Raw genomic sequence first — 16,466 nt, 5'->3', positions numbered from 1 at the left:
CACTCTCCTATCCAAAAGTTCTTAAGTCGTTCCACGTTCCAGCGTTGGCATTATTCCAAGTTATAGCTTTAAGCGAATCCCAATATGTGTACGTATAAGCAAATTCATAGGCCAAGTGTGCCGGCTTGATTTCATCGAGTATCTGAATTAGCCCAGCCATATTCGGTGGAATGCCTAGAATGCCTATGAATCGGACGATGAATCGATATTCCCCTGGAACTTCTTCTACCGATACATCCCCACCAGCAAAAGCCGATGCTGTTCGTTGAATCATTTCGGGTGTCGTTGTGCCAGTGCCCCGCCGTTTAGCCTTAATCATTTCTCTTCTACTGACGTAAGATTTTGATGGATCCGAACTTAATCCAAGCTCAGTCTCCCAGCGCGCAAGGCTCCATGTTGCAGTTTCAACATATGCCTGATCTAGCACCTCTTGACCCCTCGTAGTTAAGCCATATATCTCAATTCCTAATGATTTCTGCAGTTCTTCTATTTCTTGAACACCCTTGTAATAAGCCGGTAGGTATTTCATAAGATCAACCGTATTTACATCGTCTATATCCTCTAATTCATTAGCCGTGAAAAGAAGATTGCTATATAAAGATTCTCCATAGCTCAAACATCACACCCCCTTTAATTGGTTCCATGTTACGGGACCCTTACTCATATATTCGGAGTGCGTATGTGTTGAAGGTGGATACGTTGCTGGTTTCCCAGCTACACCGGACCAAGGGACAGCATCAGCGTTGGCAGCATAGTCCACTTTGCCATCATTGTTCGTATCATAAATACTTTTAAGCATATCTCCTGAGCTTTGAGCAGCCACCAGTAACACATTGCCAGTAGTTGAACCGATATATAACTTGCTCGTATCAGTACAATAGCCAAGCTCGCCTATTGCCAATGTTCCGATTGCGCTTTCTATTCCTCTACGTATCTGGATTAATACTTTTCTCGCCATCTCAAAGCCTCCTAGAACGTGCCCCCATCGATCGTTGCGACCGTAAGTTTATTTCCATTGGCCGCATCATAAACGATACTGGCAGCATCAATATTAGCCTCGATCCCGGTCGCGTTAACAACAATGCCTTTACCTTGCTTAGCAGCTACCGTAGTAGAATCTACAACAATCCCGTTTCCAGCTCCTACCGTCAATGTAACGGTATCTGATTGACCACCACCAGTAAGACCGTTGCCCGCTGTGATCGTCTGTAGGGCACCACCAGTCCTAACCCATGCCGTTCCATTCCAGCTGTAGATCTTTTGCTCATCATCCACATATGCAGTCCAACCTACAGCAGGGGTATAGTAAGCCCAAGCTCCAGACTGATACTCTGCTATTTGGTTTGTTTTACCTGCCCATAACCCTGTCGCTGATGCTGGAATGATATAACGGTCCGCTTCTGCTGGACTTGCTGGTGGCGCTAATAAATGTTGATCTTTTACCGATGCTTGTGGTTCGATATTATGTTTTGCTAATTCGATTTCATTTTTGATTTTTTGTGCAGACCAGATATCGGTAATGGCTGTACCAGAATCATTAATGACTCGGTGTTTAGCGGCATCGTCAATATGGCTTTTAATCTCAGCTGCAGTTTTAGTATTCGTGCCATCTGACACCTTATTGATATGACCTGCACTGACATCAGCCTTTAATACCTTTGCATAAGTAGCGCCATCCGCTATATTATCTAGCGATCCTGTTAAATCACTGAGTGCTTGGGCGTTCACTCGCCTCCAAGCTGCGCCATCATCAAAATAAAGATATCCACTATTAGCCCCACTCGTTACGTAAAACAAACGTCCAACAGATGCGGCCACCGGACGAGAAGCCTCTGCACCTGACAAAGCTCGCCCAACCATTGAGTTTGTTGTACCGTCTCCGATATATATTTCTTTAGTATCTGTACAAAAGCCCATTTCGCCAACAAGCATTGCACCATAAGTGCTAAGTTGAGCTTTAGTACCACGTCTTATTTGTATCGTCTGTGCCATCTTATACCCCTCTCGTAAATGAACCACCGTCTATAAGTCCACTCGATTTATACCGCTCAACCTCTGTTTGTGTGGCTGTTACAGACTTTTGTAGCACATTAATATCGTCAGCCTCCACCGTGTCCCCTGGTGTTTCATAGGTTACGAAAACTTCAGCAGCTCCACTAAATATCTTAATTAACCTGCGCCATGGTGTATCACTCGGAATGGTTAACGTCCAGTTTGTCAATTTATCACCCGTCAATTTACTACCACTATAGACTTGGACAGTAGCGTTATTGATATTATCGTGATTCAGTAACCCCTCATAAACGCCTGCTACAAGTGTTATCCGTTCCTCAATGACATAATTGTTTCCCGTTGGGCTTTTATTCAACTTCTCCTGAAATACATCAACTTTACTCGGGTAGGCCATGTTACACCCCCAATTCCACAATACCGATCAATGGCACCTCTTCTTCTGTAAGAACGATGTTCCCAACAGCTCCATTGAGTAGCAACCCAAGATAATCAATAACACCGTCAGTCCCTAAAAGGATTGATCCAATTACGGCCTGACTTACATAAGTAGATACAAAAGACACTGACTTACGCCAAGTCTCCAATCGCTCCAAAAAGGAATTCTTTACACCCTGCAAGGTATAACCAGGCGCTAAAGTTACCTTAGCTGATATATTGATCGTCTTACCGATTGCTGAAGTAACTGTGACTATTGCCCCAATAGGTGCTTGTCCTTCACCTTTCCCAGCAGCTGGATCAATATAGTCTTGTACTTGATTCACAAGAACGCTTGAGGCTGGGGCACCTTCTGTATTTACAATCACAACTTTTACGGTCTTCGGACCTGACCATAATGGGAATACACGAGCGCCGCCCACTCCGGAAACTTCAAGAGCCCATTCTATATAATGATATTTATTCCCGCTGGTTGCTGGCCGTCTGGCAGAATCGAGGTACCGCTGCCGTAATGCATCATCTGTCTCTCTATCAGTCCCAGGGATAAGTAACTCCGTCAATTCAGCTCTTGCTAGATTGTTAATAAAATCGATTGGAATTAAGGCACCGAAGTGCTGATTACCCGTAACTCCTTCAACCTCTGCCTCAAGGCGATACTCCCCTAATGAGAGTCGAGAGATTGCTTTATAGTTGATTGCACCAATAGCGAAGCGACTACCAACCGGAATATCCATTAAAGTGTTAGAAGCATTATAAAAAAGCCCTCTTAGTTGAGCTTTTGTTGCCTTCTTGCGGGTAACACCAGACCACGCAATCGATCGATCCAGATAATCGCCACTAGCTGTATCAGCAAATATTAAATTTGCGTTGATATCCAACTCAACATACATCTGAGCTAATTCCATTGCTGCTGGAGCCATAGCATCATAAATAATGCTACCTTCTCGTTTGTCCAGCCCATCTGGTACCCGGTCTAGCATCCGTTCTAAGATCGTTTCAAACGTTTGATCTTCATACACCGCCATTCACCTCCAATCGGTCTGTATAGTTACCGTAATCACTCTCTACGTCAAACAAGACGAGTACCGCATCGCCATCATAGTTAAATCTAAAGTTGGTTACGGAAACGATACGATCATCCTGAAGTAACGCTTCCCTAGTCCAGCGTTCCACTTCGGTTTCAAACACCGCCCGGCCCCGCACCGCTCCAACATCTGCCTCACTACCGTAATTGTCACTGTAAATCAGGTTTTCAAATCGGATTGTCGAGAGTATTTTTATAACTGCCTGTTTTACGGCATCCAATCCATCCACTACCACGGATCCTATACGCCCATTTACAAGGTCTAGTTTATAAGTAAGACTTGGTTGGGGTGTATCCTCCATATCCTCATTCAGCAGCACGTTATCGCTCTGTGGTATCAAACGCTCACCACCCTATCCATGATTACGTAGCGTTGACCACCTTGCATGCGGATAAGTAAAAGTTTATCTCCGGTAGCTAACGGCTTACGAATTACGTATTCTTGGATTCCTATTGTTATTTTCTGTTCAGATAAGGTTTCCGGAACAATTAAAAAATCCTCCATAAGTGAAAGCCGATTATCGACCAACACTACAAGAGGATTAATTTTTTCTACAATTCCTAGCTGTACCAGAACTGGACCAGCAGCATTCACCGCTTCAGTGGCAGCGCGTTTTATCGCATCTATCATGATCACACCAACCTTAGCTCTAAGTCCATGGTATGTACTCCGCCTTCTTTCTTATGAGTACATTCATCGACTAGGAAGAATTTATTTATGTTCATTGCGTTGATATATAAATTAACGTAGCATCCTGCACGCATTCGGTAATCTCCAAGGGCCTCTATACTAAGCGTCCGCTTCTCTCGATTCTTCATGAACAATTGCTGAGTTAGTTGCTCGGTAATTTGAGCCTGATTCAGATTCTCATCTACTGACTCGTAGAGTTGTAGCAATCCCCACTTAGCAATGCTGGCGCTATCTTTGGTAACGTAAGTTTCCCGCTTACCAGTCTCCTTGTTGTCTCTATACAATACAATTTGATTGTATGTCTCATCGTCAATGTTGCGGCTGTAAGAGTAATCAGTCATTAAGCTATCATCACCGATCACAAACGGAAATCGCATATTTGATACATTACGAATAGTTAAGCTGCCAAACTCATCAAAGAATGCGAAGTTGGTCCCGTAGTTAATCAGGGTCTCATCTAACGCCATGCAGATCATATCGATAAATGTTTTATCGTCGCGGATCTGGGAAGGAATAATGTATTTTGTATCTTCCAGCGTTCCGGTCTTGAGCTGCATGTCTTGAGCGATCTTTTGAACTACCTGAGTTGCTGTCTGTTTAGTAAATACATAAGTTCCGCTATTCATCAGATACCGGATCTGATCATAAGCAAGGATGCTTATTTCTTCCGTCTTACCAGTTTCAATACTGAAAATATATCCATAGAAAACCTTATGTCCCTCATCTGTGTACCTAACCACATCGCCATTATTCAGTTGGAATTTTTTATCTTGCCATGGGCCATGGTCTACAAGGGTGAATTCTAAGGATGCTGCCTTACCTATACGGATCGTCTTCCAAGATATATCAGTAACGATGCTGGAAACATCCCAGACGGTGCCATTTTTATTATCGATCAATAACTCCATGTATCATCACCCCGGTAGCTTCAGAACAGAGCCGATTTTGAGTGTCTTCAGCTGCGCGTCTGTTAAGCCGTTTAACTTCTGAATCTCTTTCCACCGGCTACCGTCACCGAGTTCTCTTTTAGCTATCTTCATCAAGGTGTCCCCGGATTTGATGGTAACTGTTTTAGACTTGGTACGTTCATCTGCGCGTTTCGCTGGCTCTTTCTTAGTGGTGGTGGTGGTTGTACCAGCTGGTGTTGTATTTGTCTTCAACGTCACCTTTTTAGCAGCGTAAAATACATACTCCTTCAGGCTGATTTCATATTCAAAATCGCCCGGGCTCCCTGCAACCTCTTTATAATTAAATTCTTCGATACTGGCAGCAATATTTATTTTGAGACCCGTTGACGTAAAAATAAACCGGATCGGCTTTCGCTTGTTCATCCAGGTTTCAATTAATTGGATGTAGTCCGCGGGTTGCCCCCAGTTTTTTGATGATAAATAGCTCGGTACAGTACCACCGACTGCGATAGCCGGGAAAAAACTACTAAAGCTAATCTCTTTCAGCTTAGCGGCCTTGATTACATTAATTTCACCAAGATCCGTTATATCATAAGTCTCTCCGTCACCTTCCCCGCCAATCTCTATTTCTTCCGGAAGGACGGGGATTTCAAACCATATTGCACGGTTGTTAAAACTTAGTTCGATGCTGTAGTCATTAGCCATAGACTCACCTCCGATTTATAGAGGAATAACCCCTTTATTGTCGAATATTGGTAGGTGTTCAGTCATACCAACTATTCATGAAAGGAGTTGAATATTATTAATATTGATCTGCAGGAACTTGAAAAGGACATCTTAGAAAATTTTTTCGAACTAAATGTCGATGATAATTCCAATCCTGAACTAACACGACAGATAGCCGAAGTATCCGCCCGGATTGTAACAATTGCTCTTTCTAGGCTTTCACATTTACAGAAGGAGTCAGAGTGACAAAGGGTTTAGAAACTTCGCTGTAAATTCGTGAGGAAGAAGATATAATGTCTTCCTCCAATCGGCGAGATACGGAATTAATAATTTCGTTCATCGATCGTTCATTCTGAATGTTTATCGAAACATTGAAGGTCGTTACTTTGGCGACCTTCTTTTTATGCGCATGGCGTCTTAACATTGGCATTCCCTCCTCTTAGCTATATACTCCCTTGGCTGTACTCACGATGTCCTCATTAAGCTTCTTTGTGATTTTACTAACGATGGAATCTACATTAGTCTCATTGTGTACTGGTCCTGTCTTCACTTGGATAGTAGGTGTCAATGTTACGAAGTTTTGGATATTCTTCATCTCAGCAACATCACGCATAACCTTCAGATCCTCTTTAGAGATGTCGATTGGCTTCTCTACTTTGCCGACTTTATCAACTTTTTTAAGCTTATTCTTTTTGTCATTATCAGTCGCTGAACCATTTCCCGCACCGGTATGTGTGGAATCCCACTTAGAGAAATCATACCCTTCTGCAGCTTCTTTATTTTTATTTTGCTTGGCTAATTCCTCTGCTTCCTTGGCTGTTTGATCTTTGGCTCGTTTATCCGCTCTATCTTCCAGCATCTTCTGTACTTTGGCTTCTCTCTCAGCAGCAGTTTTGGCAGCGCCATTCTCAGCAGCGGTTATTTTCGCCGCTCTTTGTTGACGAGCTGCTTCTTCTTCAGCGGCAGCTCCGGTTGCAAATTCAACATGCCCAATTGCTTTTATGCTGACGAACTTTAATCCGTTCAGTTTTTCGATAAGTTTATTCAACCTATCTATTGCTCCGTTTGCTAAGTCTTCCATTAACTTAAGAGATTCAACTTTCGCATATCCGAATGCATCAGCTATTCCGTATCCAACCTTCATGAAGAAGATGGGAACCTGGTCGAAAAAATTAAGAATTGCATTCCACGCCCTCATCATACCGGCGGCAAATTGGTCGTTAGTTTTCCACAAATTTATTAACCACTTAACAAGGAAATAAATAGCTGCTACCACAGCGATAATAATAACGATAACCCATGTGAGAGGATTCGCTAATATCGCAGCATTCAAACCAACCTGAGCACCAGTGGCAGTCGTTGTCGCAGCCGCCTGTGCTAGTGTTGCTCCTGCGAGGTACGCTTGTCTCGCTTTAGCGATACCCATTAACAAATTTTGTATGCCCATAACAACGTTTGAGGCAATGACTACACCTTTCCATAAAGCAAACGCCCCTGCAAGCCCTGTTATTATAGGTGCAATGGTCGTCCAGTTAGAGGAAAAAAAGTTATAAATCTCTGTAGCTATATCAAGGACACGAATGGCATTTTGAACCACCCAATCCAGTGCTGTGCTCAGGCCATCAAAAAAGGGCTGGAATGTCCCGTCTTGAAAGGCTGTATTGATCATAGATATTAGCGGCATCAGACTCTGAACTGCAGCACCGCCTGCATCCGCTAAAGTTGAACGTAAGTTATTACCTAATACTTCAACCTGTTTGGCAGGGGACGCCATCATGGTGTCAAATGCTTTTTGACCCATTTGCTGCTTCTCCAATAACTGGTCGAACGCCTTGATGAACCCCTCCATATTACCCGCCTTACCGAGGTCATCAATGTTAAAAGCCCGTATATCGGATTTACTCATGTTAAATCGTTCAGCTAGAGAAACGATATCGCCACTCATAGCCTCCTTGAGCGCAAAAGCAGCACCCTCTATCCCATTCCCTGCACTATCAAAGGCATTAAGCCGCTGGGCGAGATTGTTCAGCTGAGATAACTGGTCTGTATTTTGAGTCGTTGAGAAAAAGGACAGCGTGCTTTGTAGCGATTTAGTTACATCCTGACCAGCTGCCAGCGCTTCATCCTTGAATTTATCGAACATCGCTTTCCCTATCTCAGCATCTCCGGTACGTGCCTTAAACATATCCTCCATCTTCTGTTGCTCCATCGCCCCGCCAACTGTCTTTTCGAAAAGAGCCTTAGCGCTCGCCAGTGACAGGTAAGCAGCAACTAAGCCTTTAATATTACTAAGCCAAGCTGAGCTGCTTTTACCAGCTTCACGTACCCTACCATTAACCCGAGATTGCAAGTCCGCTATTTGCTGTTCTAGTCTAGCTATACGTTCAAGCGCTTGCCGTAGTCCATCAGCATCAGAAGTACGTGTGCGAAGTTGGCGTGTAACTCTGATAAGTTGCAAAACTAGCCGTTGTAAGTTAACAAACATTGCTTCAAGTGATCGTGGAAGTTCAATCCTGATGCGTGCTTGAATATTACCGAGCTCCGAATCAATCTGTCTTCTGATGGCAGCGATCTCAGAATTAATATCTGCTGTATTAAGGCGAATTTTGAGAATAGATTCTTCTCCACCTAATTGCTGCCGAATAGTTGTGAGTCTCTGAAGAATCTCACTAGAATTAATACTAATTCTTATTAGACTGCCAGTTCCCAAAGCAGCTATTTGCTGTTTAATAATATCTAGGTTATGAATAACATCAAAAGCACTAATTCTTAATGTAATTGGATTTTGTACTTGTGATTGCAAACGAGCCATAAGTTGTAGCGTTGATGCAAGTACAGTATTCACCTGCGCTAACCGTTGGCTGAAAGCATCGTTCAGAGCTAAACTGGCGGCAATACTATTCATACAAACTCTCCTTTCTGAGAAAATAAAAAAGCACCCCTTTCAGGAGTGCCTTCCGTTGATTCAAATTTATAATTCAACTATATTGGAGTTCTTTGTTCTTAAAGTTAACTCATCTGCAATTTTTCGAGCGTATTTGATATCTCTGGGTTTGGTCGTAGCGTTATCTGTTTTAAACGAAGCAGAACTAACCTGCCCAGACTTATTTATATAACTAATTAAAAGATAGCATGTCATCCAAATACCACCATTTGGTGCGGGGACATTCTCAACTTTAAATTGAGCATCTTTTATTTGTGAAACGTCAATTGAAAAACTTGTTCCTCCGCCATCAATATTTAATTGGGTGGAATCCAGTTCAATTTTGCAAAGATTCCTTTCCGGTAAAGGCAGTCCATCTACGTGATATAAATTCACAGTTATAGACTGATTCTTTTTAGAATCACTTTTCTTGAAAAAACCCATTCTATCACTTCCCCTAAAACATTTTTTCTATATTCTACCACAGCAGATGGAGGGTTGTGATCATTTTTTACGAACTTTGGACTTAGCTGCATCCTTTTTCTCTTTATCGATTCGAACCAAGATCATAGCATAAATTGCAGATCTATCTGGCTTGCTCATTGCCATTAACTCATGTGGCATGATATGAAGTTCGTGGAGGGCGTAGTAAGCCAAGTTAGCCTCACTATCGCCCTCCTCGATTAGTTTTTTACATCTTCAACCAGTTCATTAATATCCTGATCAAAGCCATTTAAGGTTTGAACCTGATCAGTTAACTTGGTAAACTCTCCTGGTAGCAACATTTTGCGCACCAGAGCCTCAGCACCTTTTACCCCGTAGGTCTCCTGTAATGCTGCGTCTTTTAGATTAGGATAGACAACAGTTGCTGTAACCAATTTAGCGACATACTCATTTGGATCAGTCTCAGAAGTATATTGTCCATACTTAGCCTTTGTACGTTTAGTTGCTGCCTTGCGGATCTCTTGATTCTCCGCCTCAGTGATACTACGTAGCTTCCAAGGTATCGCCTTTCCATCTTTATCTTTAAATCTAGGAGAGACCACGAAATCTTCTGTAGTCTCCACTGCTGCATTTTGTGCGTAGAATGCTGAAAAATCACTCATATTATTAATTCCTCCTGAATTTTATTTTAATTGGCTGGTGGGTTAAATGCTTGACCCATATCGATATCCTCAAAGGTAAAATCAATATCCTCTTCTAGTGCATCAGATTCTGTATCCAGTGATACCATAACTACACTATCAAGGTTCACACCTAGTAGAGTAATTGTTTGAGACCCAATGGTAGACCCCGGATCTTCATTAGTTACCGTAATATCAAAGTTGGTATCTCTACCCGTTTTGATATAATCAATCATCAACTGGCGGAACCGACTTGTCATATAGTAGATCGTCATACTACCGGTACCGGACCATCCAGTAGTTTTATGTTGCGTTCCGCGGCGGCCCAACGTCTTCACCTCAGCCTTTTCTTTTTCAACAGAGGCTTCAAGAGTCTTGATGTAGAACATTTCCTCCACCTGACCGTTGATAGTGGCGTAGGCTCGTCCCTCTTGTCCACTGATTGTTTCGCTAGCCTTTAAGAAACCCATTTTATCTCACCTGCACTTTCATATATACTTTTTCGATACTATCTACTGGTTGAATATTGGCTTCCACGTAGATGGCATCTGAATCAACACCAGGAAGTACCGTGATATCCGTCTGAGCATCAAAATTTTGAATGGCATCAATCCCCTGTAGGTTATCCAGATAGATCACAGCCTCTTTGCGAAACAGAGCTCGGCCATCAACATTGTTTGATACCTTACCGATGTAAAATGATTCAAAGATACGCTTCAAATCATTCGCAATACCATCCAGCACACGGAGCACACGGTTTTTTTGAAGTTGTTTCCCTTTCTTTGGAGTGTAAGAGAGGAAAGTATTAATATCCTGTTCTATCACAGCTCGATTAACGGAAGGGGTAAAAACAAATTCCCCAGCTTTTAACGCTGCCTCAATTTGAGTGCTCGTATACCTCGGCGCTACATCTACAGCATCGTCGTATGCCGAATAAGTAAGAGACTCATTCATCTCAGCTGCTGCCGAAGCACCAGCTACCCAAGCAGTAGCCTGGGCTGCTGTAAGTATGGTCCCATCTGAAAGAACCACGCCATTCTTGACGCTAATTACACCTTCGAAATCGGCTACAGGGTAGTTCTCAAGTGCTGCCTGTACCTTTTTACCCTCTGACTCTCTCAAGCGCCGTACAAAGGCAGCATAGACCGCTTTGAGCGCATTATCCGTGGATGTCAGCGCCACTGTCTGGAAATCGTACAGCTCTAGTGCAGATAGATATGCAGTATGATCCGCATTAGTCACAGTGCCATTTGCTCCGCCAATCAAAGGAGCTCCTGCATTTGCTGTTAGTGTGCCGGTCCCACTCCATATAATCCAGTCATTCGGGATAAGCCCCGCAATATTAGCGACTACCTGCGTGTCCACTACTGCGTTATCCAGCAGTGTTTTTACATCAAACTTGCTACTATCATCAATGTTGGTTTGTACGACAACCTTCAGCGCATTACCTCGAATGCCACCATATCTTGCTGTAGCTACCAAGGTCCCAACTGTGACCGTTGACTTTGTTCCGTCATTGAGTTTGTACAGCAACACTGTCCGAGCTCTTTTAAGCGCCTCACGCACCAACAACAGCTCTGGGGCTGTAATGTCATAGCCAAGCGCTTTGAATGTATCCTCACCAGCTATAATCGGTGTGATGACCTTAGCCGCTCCCCATGGGAGAGTTAGCGCTAAAGAGGTTATTCCCCTGCTGCCAACCGTACCCAATGCCCCGCCAGACGTTTCCACGTTAACATATACACCGGGTCTTACTTTATTTTGAGTGGTCCATGTTCCACCGGCCATAATCTACTCAGCCTCCTTATTCTTAAAATCATCGATCACTTGTTGCGCCTCAAAAGCTGTATACAGTTTTTCTGGCTCCAGCAGCGCCGATAGGACGTCTTTGTCTTGATATGAATACTTAGCAGAGGCTAAGAACTGCTCCTTGGTAAAGGACCCCTCAATCGGTGTCTCAGCTGCCTTAATGCTTTTCTCACTCACTTAATACCGCCTCCTTGCTTCATAGTCTGCATTTTAATATCCGGTGCTTTATCCCGGATCAGGTGAACATTGTACTCAACGAAGAAATGCAATACTCCATCCACTATTTCATGCCTCATACCTGTTCCCCGGTAAAGCCCATCATGCCCAGTTACATATTCCAACTCGGAATATAATTGTTCAGATATCAGCTCGCATTCTTCTCGGGGAGCCGCTGATTCCTGTTGCGGGAAGTAATGAACGTCAAAGGGATTGAAACGCTGATAGCGCCGGTTAACCCCTCGGACCTGACTACTTTCCAATAACAGCACAAAAAAGCACGGCTGCTGCATGCCCTGCTCCACTGCTTCGTCATAAACCGGATACTCCGGAGTAAATAACGATAGTTTTTTTATGAGTGCGTTTTTTATATCCTGCATACTCACCGCCCCATATGCTTATTAAGGAATTTCTGAAACTTCCGTTCTATGATAGCTGGCATTTCCCTCTCCAACTCCTGCTCCGATAGCGTTAACATAAACCTACCGTTAACCCAACCAGTACGGAGACGGGTGACATGTCCATACTCCACATATAACGCATATTCTACATTATTGACTATCTCCACATGGACACCACCGCCCGGAAGTCGGACAACATCACCAAGTTGCCAACCTCGGCGCAGGTCACCACCGAGCCTGTCTTTGTATACTCCAACAGGAGTCCGAGCTATAGTCTTTGCCAACAGCCGTCCAGCCAATTCCCGGATGCATTCCTCCATAAAGGCTGGGAACTCTTTCTGCATCTGAACCATACTTTTATGCAGCTTCTTCAAATCAGTGAAATCGAACTTCCCCATACTCATGCGTTCAGGACCTCTTTTAGCTTAATCTCCTGATGAGTGGCATACCTGAATGCCTTACCCGCCTGTTCTCCTTTGAACTCCATGCCATTCTGCTGAACCGTGATTCGACTCCCTGGCTTGATAGTTATATCAGGGGAGATAAATAACTTGGCATCATAATTGATCTGATCGGCTGTCACTGTTTGCGTGGCAGCAGGTAAGGATGACTGAGAGAGTCCACACGGCTCATTAGCCAAGATAATAATAGGCTGCTGTCGTGTTTTACCGCTCACTGGATCTTTTACATCCTTCATTTCCGAAACAGTACATAGGCCTTCATAGGTGCTCTCTATAGCTAACCGCTCTGCTGGTATATTACCGAAACTGACCATGTTACCACCTCAATCTGCGGAACGCCTGCAGCTGAGCCGCATAGTTCCGCACGAAAGTAGCTCCAGATCCAACCGTGACTGTAGCCTTAGCGGATCCGAACGCTGTTGTAACATCCCCACGCTTGATGCTAGTAACTGCTGGCGCGTTCAGTTCGAATTCTGTTGGGTACTTCGTCCGGTAGTAATCCTCAGCTATATGCAGAACCACATTATCCAAGGCTTCTGGAATAGATGGTATGTTGCAATAAGTTTTAATCTCCTGGACGATAGTTTCCAAAACAAACAGCAGCCTACTATCCTTACTGCTATCTTCAAACGGTATCAGTAGTAATTGTTTCAGTCGAATTAGATACTTTTGGATCTCCTCCGGCATCTGCTTCACCTGCTTTCAGGATAACTGCAAGCACTTCCTTTATCTTCGAAGCTTCGCCCAAGTCAATACCATGTTCCTTAGCATATTTCTTGAGTGCTGGCAGTTTCATTTCTTCCAGCGGCACATCATGCTCATCTTCATCATCATCAAATTCAGGCACATCTTCACGACGGATTACTCCATCCTTAATGAGTGATTCAACTTCACTCGGCAGGATGGCAATAGTCTCACCAGCTTGATAAAACTTCCGGTTATATTTAGCGGTTATAGCTAGGGAGATATCAATACGTTTTTCTTCAGCCATTTTATATCTTCCTTTCAAATGGGGGTAAGAGAGGCATTAGCCTCTCCTTATGCTACTTTAACGATGTAAATGTTATCGATAGACTCAAACGATGGCAGGGTAATTTCAGAAACGATAGTTTGAACGTTGACAGGGTGAGGCTCCTTAATAGTAGTGATAGCCACACCAGTTTCAACAATGTTAACTTGGGCTACAGTTGCTCCACTCATAAGATCAGCTTCCTCAGGCGTTGTACCAAAGTATGTGTTACCTAAAGTGCCATCGGGAATAAACGTAATGTAGTCATCAGGGTAATATAAATGAGAACTTCCATCCTGTAGTTCGTACTTCTTGTTGTACACCGAAATAGAAATTCCCAGTTTATTCAGTAGGTACTGTCTCATGAGAGCATCAGTCATGATGATGTTCTGGCCGCCTAGCGGATTCATATCCAAACGAATCGCTTTGTTCTTCATGATATATCCCCATGTCTTGCGTGTGCAGATTGCTTTAGTTAATTGAACGCCACGGTCATCATCCATGGTTTGTTGGATTTCCTGAATATCTCCAACGATATCAGCATCAGGATTAGACCATTTGTCATCTCCAGTTAAAGTAACTTTGTGATTATCAGGCATTTGATAGTCGTAATCATAGTTTTGGCGGTTGGCAGTAATCAAAATTTTGCCGGTAGACAAGAGTTGCATCCGCATACGTTCCGGGTTGACTAGTGCGCCTTTCACAAGCGTAGTCGCATCGTCATATATGTTATTGATCAGCGGCATATAATATTGCTCGTTTGTAGATGCCATCAATTCAAGAAGTTCCTGACGCTCTTCCTCTCCGATGCTCATTGCTTCGCGGAAGAACGGCATCTTTGTTTTAACATCCTTGAACCCAATACGGTCCCTCAATGTGGCTTTTGCATCAAATGCAGACGGCATGAGCGCAACTGGCAGCCCCTTTGAACCTTTAATCCATTTCAGCGTTAGGCCTTTTTGCTTCTTAGATGGGAAAAGTGTTTCCCCAAGGTAAGGAATTTCCTCTGATGTGACAGTGTTATAATACGTGCCGATGCTTTCCGCATCAACAAGATCAAAAATTGTTTTCATGATAATTTCCCCTTTCTTATTTCAGAAATGTAATCTGCTTCAAAGCTGCAATTTCTTCAGCCGTTGGGGCAGTTGGTATTTTAGTCAAATCAACAAATCCGTGAATCATCATTGCGCCCGGTGCTGGACCGTCAGTTACATCGACATCATTGAACAAGACACCTTCTGCATTTGAAACTCCGGTTGTAGTAACTGCTTTTTTTGCAAGTTTTGTCTGATCAGTCAGAATCCCGTTTCCGAGAATAGTTCCAGCGGGAACAATCTTCTTGCCTTCTGCATTTGCTGTGATCCCTGTGTTATCTACAGTCACAGCCAAATTAACGTAATGGTCCGGAAATTTATGAATCTGCTTTCTATTTCCGTATGTCGTTGTAGTAAATTTACTCATTACTTATCACTCCTTAATTGAAATATGATTCTCTTGCCTTATCTAAATCCTTACCGCCAGTACTTCTTTGCTCAGCCAGACGCTTTCCAAAGTTCTCCGGTTGCTGTCCACCGCCTCCGCTAGGTTTACCATCACCGGGCGTAGTTCCTCTGAATGCTGGCGGTTTACCTTCCTGTTTTTCTGCAAATAAAAAGCCCTTACTCTCACGCAGGACTTTTACCTGGTCTTCCAGCCCACCCTTTATGGCGCCGCTGTCATCCAGTTCAATCTTTGTTTTGTCTAGCAACCCGGCTACGATATCAGGATCATGGGCCTGACCAGTAAGCGCCAGCTTTACTGCTGTATTCAAGCTCATTTCCTTCATATCAGCGTCATACTTCTCCTTGGTCGATTTGTTGTCGGCTTGCAGTTGATCTATCTGTTTCTTAAGATCATCTGACAATCCAGCAGTTTTGCTCAAATCCTGTATCTGTTTGTCCCGATCTGCGACATCCTTTTCAGCCTGTTTCTTAGCATCTGAAACGTCGTTATACTGCGACTTCGGAACAAAATGCTTAGGTAGCTCCTTGCCAGCATCACCAACAATAGAATCAACCTTCGTATCGTCTAGCCCCGCTGCCTTCAAAATTGCTTTTAACCAATCCATCTATCATCTACCTCCATAGATTTGTATAGCTGCTCTCCAGCTTAGGGAGTGAACCGATATGCTCCGGTTCATGAGCAAATAGGCCGCGGTAGTCTCACCCACGGCCCAATATAAAAAGCACCCTCGCATATTGGAGAGTGCTTTTACTTTAACAACTCATTTAGTTCTTCTCGGTATTCCTCGATAGTGCGCTCTAGTTCGTCTGGATCTCCGCCATACTCATCTATGACTATTCTTTCTGACTGTTTATAATCAGCCAACAACAGCTCGAAAAGCGCGCGTGTCTTCTCCTTATCCATCAGAACACCTCACAATCCGTATTTCTGCTTAATCAGCACCCATTTCATACCTTCTTCACGGTTCATTCGCCGCTCCTCGACTGAATTAGCATCCAGAACACCTATCGGCTGTTTCGGCAGCTTATCACGCTTTTGAAGGTATTCAAACCTAACAGCGCTAATCTCGTCCACCAAAGCGTCAAATCGTTCGCCTAGCTTTTCACGTTGCGGGGCAAACAGTTCAGCGATAGCCGCTCTATTCTCTTCTTTAGTTCGCAAGA

Annotated in this window: 26 protein-coding genes; all 26 read right to left on the bottom strand. The window is 43.6% G+C overall.

The window, feature by feature from the left end:
- Positions 1 to 7: 7 nt before the first annotated feature.
- The gene (locus tag MKZ16_RS09290; RefSeq protein WP_076104547.1) at positions 8 to 616 is read right to left on the bottom strand and encodes a putative phage tail protein; all 609 of its coding nucleotides are present in this window, start codon (positions 614 to 616) and stop codon (positions 8 to 10) included.
- A gap of 3 nt (positions 617 to 619) precedes the next feature.
- Positions 620 to 958 (bottom strand): hypothetical protein, encoded by a 339-nt coding sequence (locus tag MKZ16_RS09285; RefSeq protein WP_076104546.1) that lies wholly within the window; start codon positions 956 to 958, stop codon positions 620 to 622.
- An 11-nt stretch (positions 959 to 969) separates the two neighbouring features.
- Positions 970 to 1,992 carry a DUF2793 domain-containing protein gene (locus tag MKZ16_RS09280; RefSeq protein WP_076104545.1) on the bottom strand — a complete coding sequence of 341 codons (1,023 nt, stop codon included), beginning with the start codon at positions 1,990 to 1,992 and terminating at the stop codon, positions 970 to 972.
- Position 1,993: 1 nt separating this feature from the next.
- Complete coding sequence (locus MKZ16_RS09275) at positions 1,994 to 2,407, bottom strand: phosphoglucomutase (protein WP_076104544.1); 414 nt, start codon at positions 2,405 to 2,407, stop codon at positions 1,994 to 1,996.
- A 1-nt stretch (position 2,408) separates the two neighbouring features.
- Entirely contained in the window at positions 2,409 to 3,473 is a 1,065-nt protein-coding gene (locus tag MKZ16_RS09270; RefSeq protein WP_305953729.1) for a baseplate J/gp47 family protein, read from the bottom strand.
- On the bottom strand, positions 3,460 to 3,873 hold the full coding sequence (locus tag MKZ16_RS09265; protein ID WP_036684205.1) for a DUF2634 domain-containing protein: 414 nt from the start codon (positions 3,871 to 3,873) through the stop codon (positions 3,460 to 3,462). Before MKZ16_RS09265 ends, MKZ16_RS09270 begins: the two co-directional genes overlap by 14 nt.
- A complete protein-coding gene (locus tag MKZ16_RS09260; RefSeq protein ID WP_076104542.1) occupies positions 3,870 to 4,163 on the bottom strand; it encodes a DUF2577 domain-containing protein in 294 nt (97 codons plus the stop codon). Before MKZ16_RS09260 ends, MKZ16_RS09265 begins: the two co-directional genes overlap by 4 nt.
- Before the next feature lie 2 nt (positions 4,164 to 4,165).
- Positions 4,166 to 5,131, bottom strand: a complete 966-nt coding sequence (locus MKZ16_RS09255; RefSeq protein WP_076104541.1) for a hypothetical protein — start codon at positions 5,129 to 5,131, stop codon at positions 4,166 to 4,168.
- A gap of 6 nt (positions 5,132 to 5,137) precedes the next feature.
- Positions 5,138 to 5,836: a LysM peptidoglycan-binding domain-containing protein gene (locus MKZ16_RS09250; RefSeq protein WP_076104540.1), complete on the bottom strand. Its 699-nt coding sequence runs from the start codon at positions 5,834 to 5,836 to the stop codon at positions 5,138 to 5,140.
- 232 nt (positions 5,837 to 6,068) lie between these two features.
- Complete coding sequence (locus tag MKZ16_RS09245) at positions 6,069 to 6,281, bottom strand: hypothetical protein (protein WP_076104539.1); 213 nt, start codon at positions 6,279 to 6,281, stop codon at positions 6,069 to 6,071.
- 15 nt (positions 6,282 to 6,296) lie between these two features.
- The gene (locus MKZ16_RS09240; protein ID WP_076104538.1) at positions 6,297 to 8,762 is read right to left on the bottom strand and encodes a hypothetical protein; all 2,466 of its coding nucleotides are present in this window, start codon (positions 8,760 to 8,762) and stop codon (positions 6,297 to 6,299) included.
- A 66-nt stretch (positions 8,763 to 8,828) separates the two neighbouring features.
- Entirely contained in the window at positions 8,829 to 9,224 is a 396-nt protein-coding gene (locus MKZ16_RS09235; RefSeq protein WP_076104537.1) for a hypothetical protein, read from the bottom strand.
- A gap of 239 nt (positions 9,225 to 9,463) precedes the next feature.
- Positions 9,464 to 9,886, bottom strand: coding sequence for a phage portal protein (locus tag MKZ16_RS09230; RefSeq protein WP_076104536.1), 423 nt, complete (start codon positions 9,884 to 9,886; stop codon positions 9,464 to 9,466).
- A gap of 26 nt (positions 9,887 to 9,912) precedes the next feature.
- Positions 9,913 to 10,374 (bottom strand): phage tail tube protein, encoded by a 462-nt coding sequence (locus MKZ16_RS09225; RefSeq protein ID WP_076104535.1) that lies wholly within the window; start codon positions 10,372 to 10,374, stop codon positions 9,913 to 9,915.
- Position 10,375: 1 nt separating this feature from the next.
- A complete protein-coding gene (locus MKZ16_RS09220; protein ID WP_076104534.1) occupies positions 10,376 to 11,692 on the bottom strand; it encodes a phage tail sheath family protein in 1,317 nt (438 codons plus the stop codon).
- Positions 11,693 to 11,695: 3 nt separating this feature from the next.
- The gene (locus MKZ16_RS09215; protein ID WP_036684228.1) at positions 11,696 to 11,890 is read right to left on the bottom strand and encodes a hypothetical protein; all 195 of its coding nucleotides are present in this window, start codon (positions 11,888 to 11,890) and stop codon (positions 11,696 to 11,698) included.
- Complete coding sequence (locus MKZ16_RS09210) at positions 11,887 to 12,309, bottom strand: DUF6838 family protein (RefSeq protein WP_076104533.1); 423 nt, start codon at positions 12,307 to 12,309, stop codon at positions 11,887 to 11,889. The genes MKZ16_RS09215 and MKZ16_RS09210 overlap by 4 nt, the downstream gene beginning before the upstream one ends.
- 2 nt (positions 12,310 to 12,311) lie before the next feature.
- Entirely contained in the window at positions 12,312 to 12,734 is a 423-nt protein-coding gene (locus MKZ16_RS09205) for an HK97 gp10 family phage protein (protein ID WP_076104532.1), read from the bottom strand.
- Entirely contained in the window at positions 12,731 to 13,105 is a 375-nt protein-coding gene (locus tag MKZ16_RS09200) for a hypothetical protein (protein WP_076104531.1), read from the bottom strand. Before MKZ16_RS09200 ends, MKZ16_RS09205 begins: the two co-directional genes overlap by 4 nt.
- A 1-nt stretch (position 13,106) precedes the next feature.
- Positions 13,107 to 13,478: a phage head-tail connector protein gene (locus MKZ16_RS09195; protein ID WP_076104530.1), complete on the bottom strand. Its 372-nt coding sequence runs from the start codon at positions 13,476 to 13,478 to the stop codon at positions 13,107 to 13,109.
- The gene (locus MKZ16_RS09190; protein ID WP_076104529.1) at positions 13,417 to 13,782 is read right to left on the bottom strand and encodes a hypothetical protein; all 366 of its coding nucleotides are present in this window, start codon (positions 13,780 to 13,782) and stop codon (positions 13,417 to 13,419) included. The genes MKZ16_RS09195 and MKZ16_RS09190 overlap by 62 nt, the downstream gene beginning before the upstream one ends.
- A 47-nt stretch (positions 13,783 to 13,829) precedes the next feature.
- Positions 13,830 to 14,873, bottom strand: coding sequence for a major capsid protein (locus MKZ16_RS09185; RefSeq protein WP_076104528.1), 1,044 nt, complete (start codon positions 14,871 to 14,873; stop codon positions 13,830 to 13,832).
- Between the two features lie 16 nt (positions 14,874 to 14,889).
- A complete protein-coding gene (locus MKZ16_RS09180) occupies positions 14,890 to 15,261 on the bottom strand; it encodes a hypothetical protein (protein ID WP_076104527.1) in 372 nt (123 codons plus the stop codon).
- 13 nt (positions 15,262 to 15,274) lie between these two features.
- Positions 15,275 to 15,907 carry a phage scaffolding protein gene (locus MKZ16_RS09175; protein WP_076104526.1) on the bottom strand — a complete coding sequence of 211 codons (633 nt, stop codon included), beginning with the start codon at positions 15,905 to 15,907 and terminating at the stop codon, positions 15,275 to 15,277.
- Positions 15,908 to 16,050: 143 nt separating this feature from the next.
- Entirely contained in the window at positions 16,051 to 16,206 is a 156-nt protein-coding gene (locus MKZ16_RS09170; RefSeq protein ID WP_179090002.1) for a hypothetical protein, read from the bottom strand.
- Between the two features lie 9 nt (positions 16,207 to 16,215).
- On the bottom strand, positions 16,216 to 16,464 hold the full coding sequence (locus MKZ16_RS09165; protein WP_143759024.1) for a hypothetical protein: 249 nt from the start codon (positions 16,462 to 16,464) through the stop codon (positions 16,216 to 16,218).
- Positions 16,465 to 16,466 lie beyond the last annotated feature (2 nt).

It is taken from the genome of Paenibacillus sp. FSL R5-0928 (genome assembly GCF_037970385.1).
Taxonomy (GTDB): domain Bacteria; phylum Bacillota; class Bacilli; order Paenibacillales; family Paenibacillaceae; genus Paenibacillus_AQ; species Paenibacillus_AQ odorifer.
This window is presented reverse-complemented; position numbering and strand designations above follow the sequence as displayed.

Bases quoted from the DNA above. Each gene is read 5' to 3' on its own strand.
- MKZ16_RS09285 (WP_076104546.1), bottom strand. From the start codon at position 958: ATGGCGAGAAAAGTATTAATCCAGATACGTAGAGGAATAGAAAGCGCA.
- MKZ16_RS09280 (WP_076104545.1), bottom strand. From the start codon at position 1,992: ATGGCACAGACGATACAAATAAGACGTGGTACTAAAGCTCAACTTAGC.
- MKZ16_RS09275 (WP_076104544.1), bottom strand. From the start codon at position 2,407: ATGGCCTACCCGAGTAAAGTTGATGTATTTCAGGAGAAGTTGAATAAA.
- MKZ16_RS09270 (WP_305953729.1), bottom strand. From the start codon at position 3,473: ATGGCGGTGTATGAAGATCAAACGTTTGAAACGATCTTAGAACGGATG.
- MKZ16_RS09260 (WP_076104542.1), bottom strand. From the start codon at position 4,163: ATGATAGATGCGATAAAACGCGCTGCCACTGAAGCGGTGAATGCTGCT.
- MKZ16_RS09255 (WP_076104541.1), bottom strand. From the start codon at position 5,131: ATGGAGTTATTGATCGATAATAAAAATGGCACCGTCTGGGATGTTTCC.
- MKZ16_RS09250 (WP_076104540.1), bottom strand. From the start codon at position 5,836: ATGGCTAATGACTACAGCATCGAACTAAGTTTTAACAACCGTGCAATA.
- MKZ16_RS09245 (WP_076104539.1), bottom strand. From the start codon at position 6,281: ATGTTAAGACGCCATGCGCATAAAAAGAAGGTCGCCAAAGTAACGACC.
- MKZ16_RS09240 (WP_076104538.1), bottom strand. From the start codon at position 8,762: ATGAATAGTATTGCCGCCAGTTTAGCTCTGAACGATGCTTTCAGCCAA.
- MKZ16_RS09235 (WP_076104537.1), bottom strand. From the start codon at position 9,224: ATGGGTTTTTTCAAGAAAAGTGATTCTAAAAAGAATCAGTCTATAACT.
- MKZ16_RS09230 (WP_076104536.1), bottom strand. From the start codon at position 9,886: ATGAGTGATTTTTCAGCATTCTACGCACAAAATGCAGCAGTGGAGACT.
- MKZ16_RS09225 (WP_076104535.1), bottom strand. From the start codon at position 10,374: ATGGGTTTCTTAAAGGCTAGCGAAACAATCAGTGGACAAGAGGGACGA.
- MKZ16_RS09220 (WP_076104534.1), bottom strand. From the start codon at position 11,692: ATGGCCGGTGGAACATGGACCACTCAAAATAAAGTAAGACCCGGTGTA.
- MKZ16_RS09210 (WP_076104533.1), bottom strand. From the start codon at position 12,309: ATGCAGGATATAAAAAACGCACTCATAAAAAAACTATCGTTATTTACT.
- MKZ16_RS09205 (WP_076104532.1), bottom strand. From the start codon at position 12,734: ATGAGTATGGGGAAGTTCGATTTCACTGATTTGAAGAAGCTGCATAAA.
- MKZ16_RS09200 (WP_076104531.1), bottom strand. From the start codon at position 13,105: ATGGTCAGTTTCGGTAATATACCAGCAGAGCGGTTAGCTATAGAGAGC.
- MKZ16_RS09195 (WP_076104530.1), bottom strand. From the start codon at position 13,478: ATGCCGGAGGAGATCCAAAAGTATCTAATTCGACTGAAACAATTACTA.
- MKZ16_RS09190 (WP_076104529.1), bottom strand. From the start codon at position 13,782: ATGGCTGAAGAAAAACGTATTGATATCTCCCTAGCTATAACCGCTAAA.
- MKZ16_RS09185 (WP_076104528.1), bottom strand. From the start codon at position 14,873: ATGAAAACAATTTTTGATCTTGTTGATGCGGAAAGCATCGGCACGTAT.
- MKZ16_RS09180 (WP_076104527.1), bottom strand. From the start codon at position 15,261: ATGAGTAAATTTACTACAACGACATACGGAAATAGAAAGCAGATTCAT.
- MKZ16_RS09175 (WP_076104526.1), bottom strand. From the start codon at position 15,907: ATGGATTGGTTAAAAGCAATTTTGAAGGCAGCGGGGCTAGACGATACG.
- MKZ16_RS09170 (WP_179090002.1), bottom strand. From the start codon at position 16,206: ATGGATAAGGAGAAGACACGCGCGCTTTTCGAGCTGTTGTTGGCTGAT.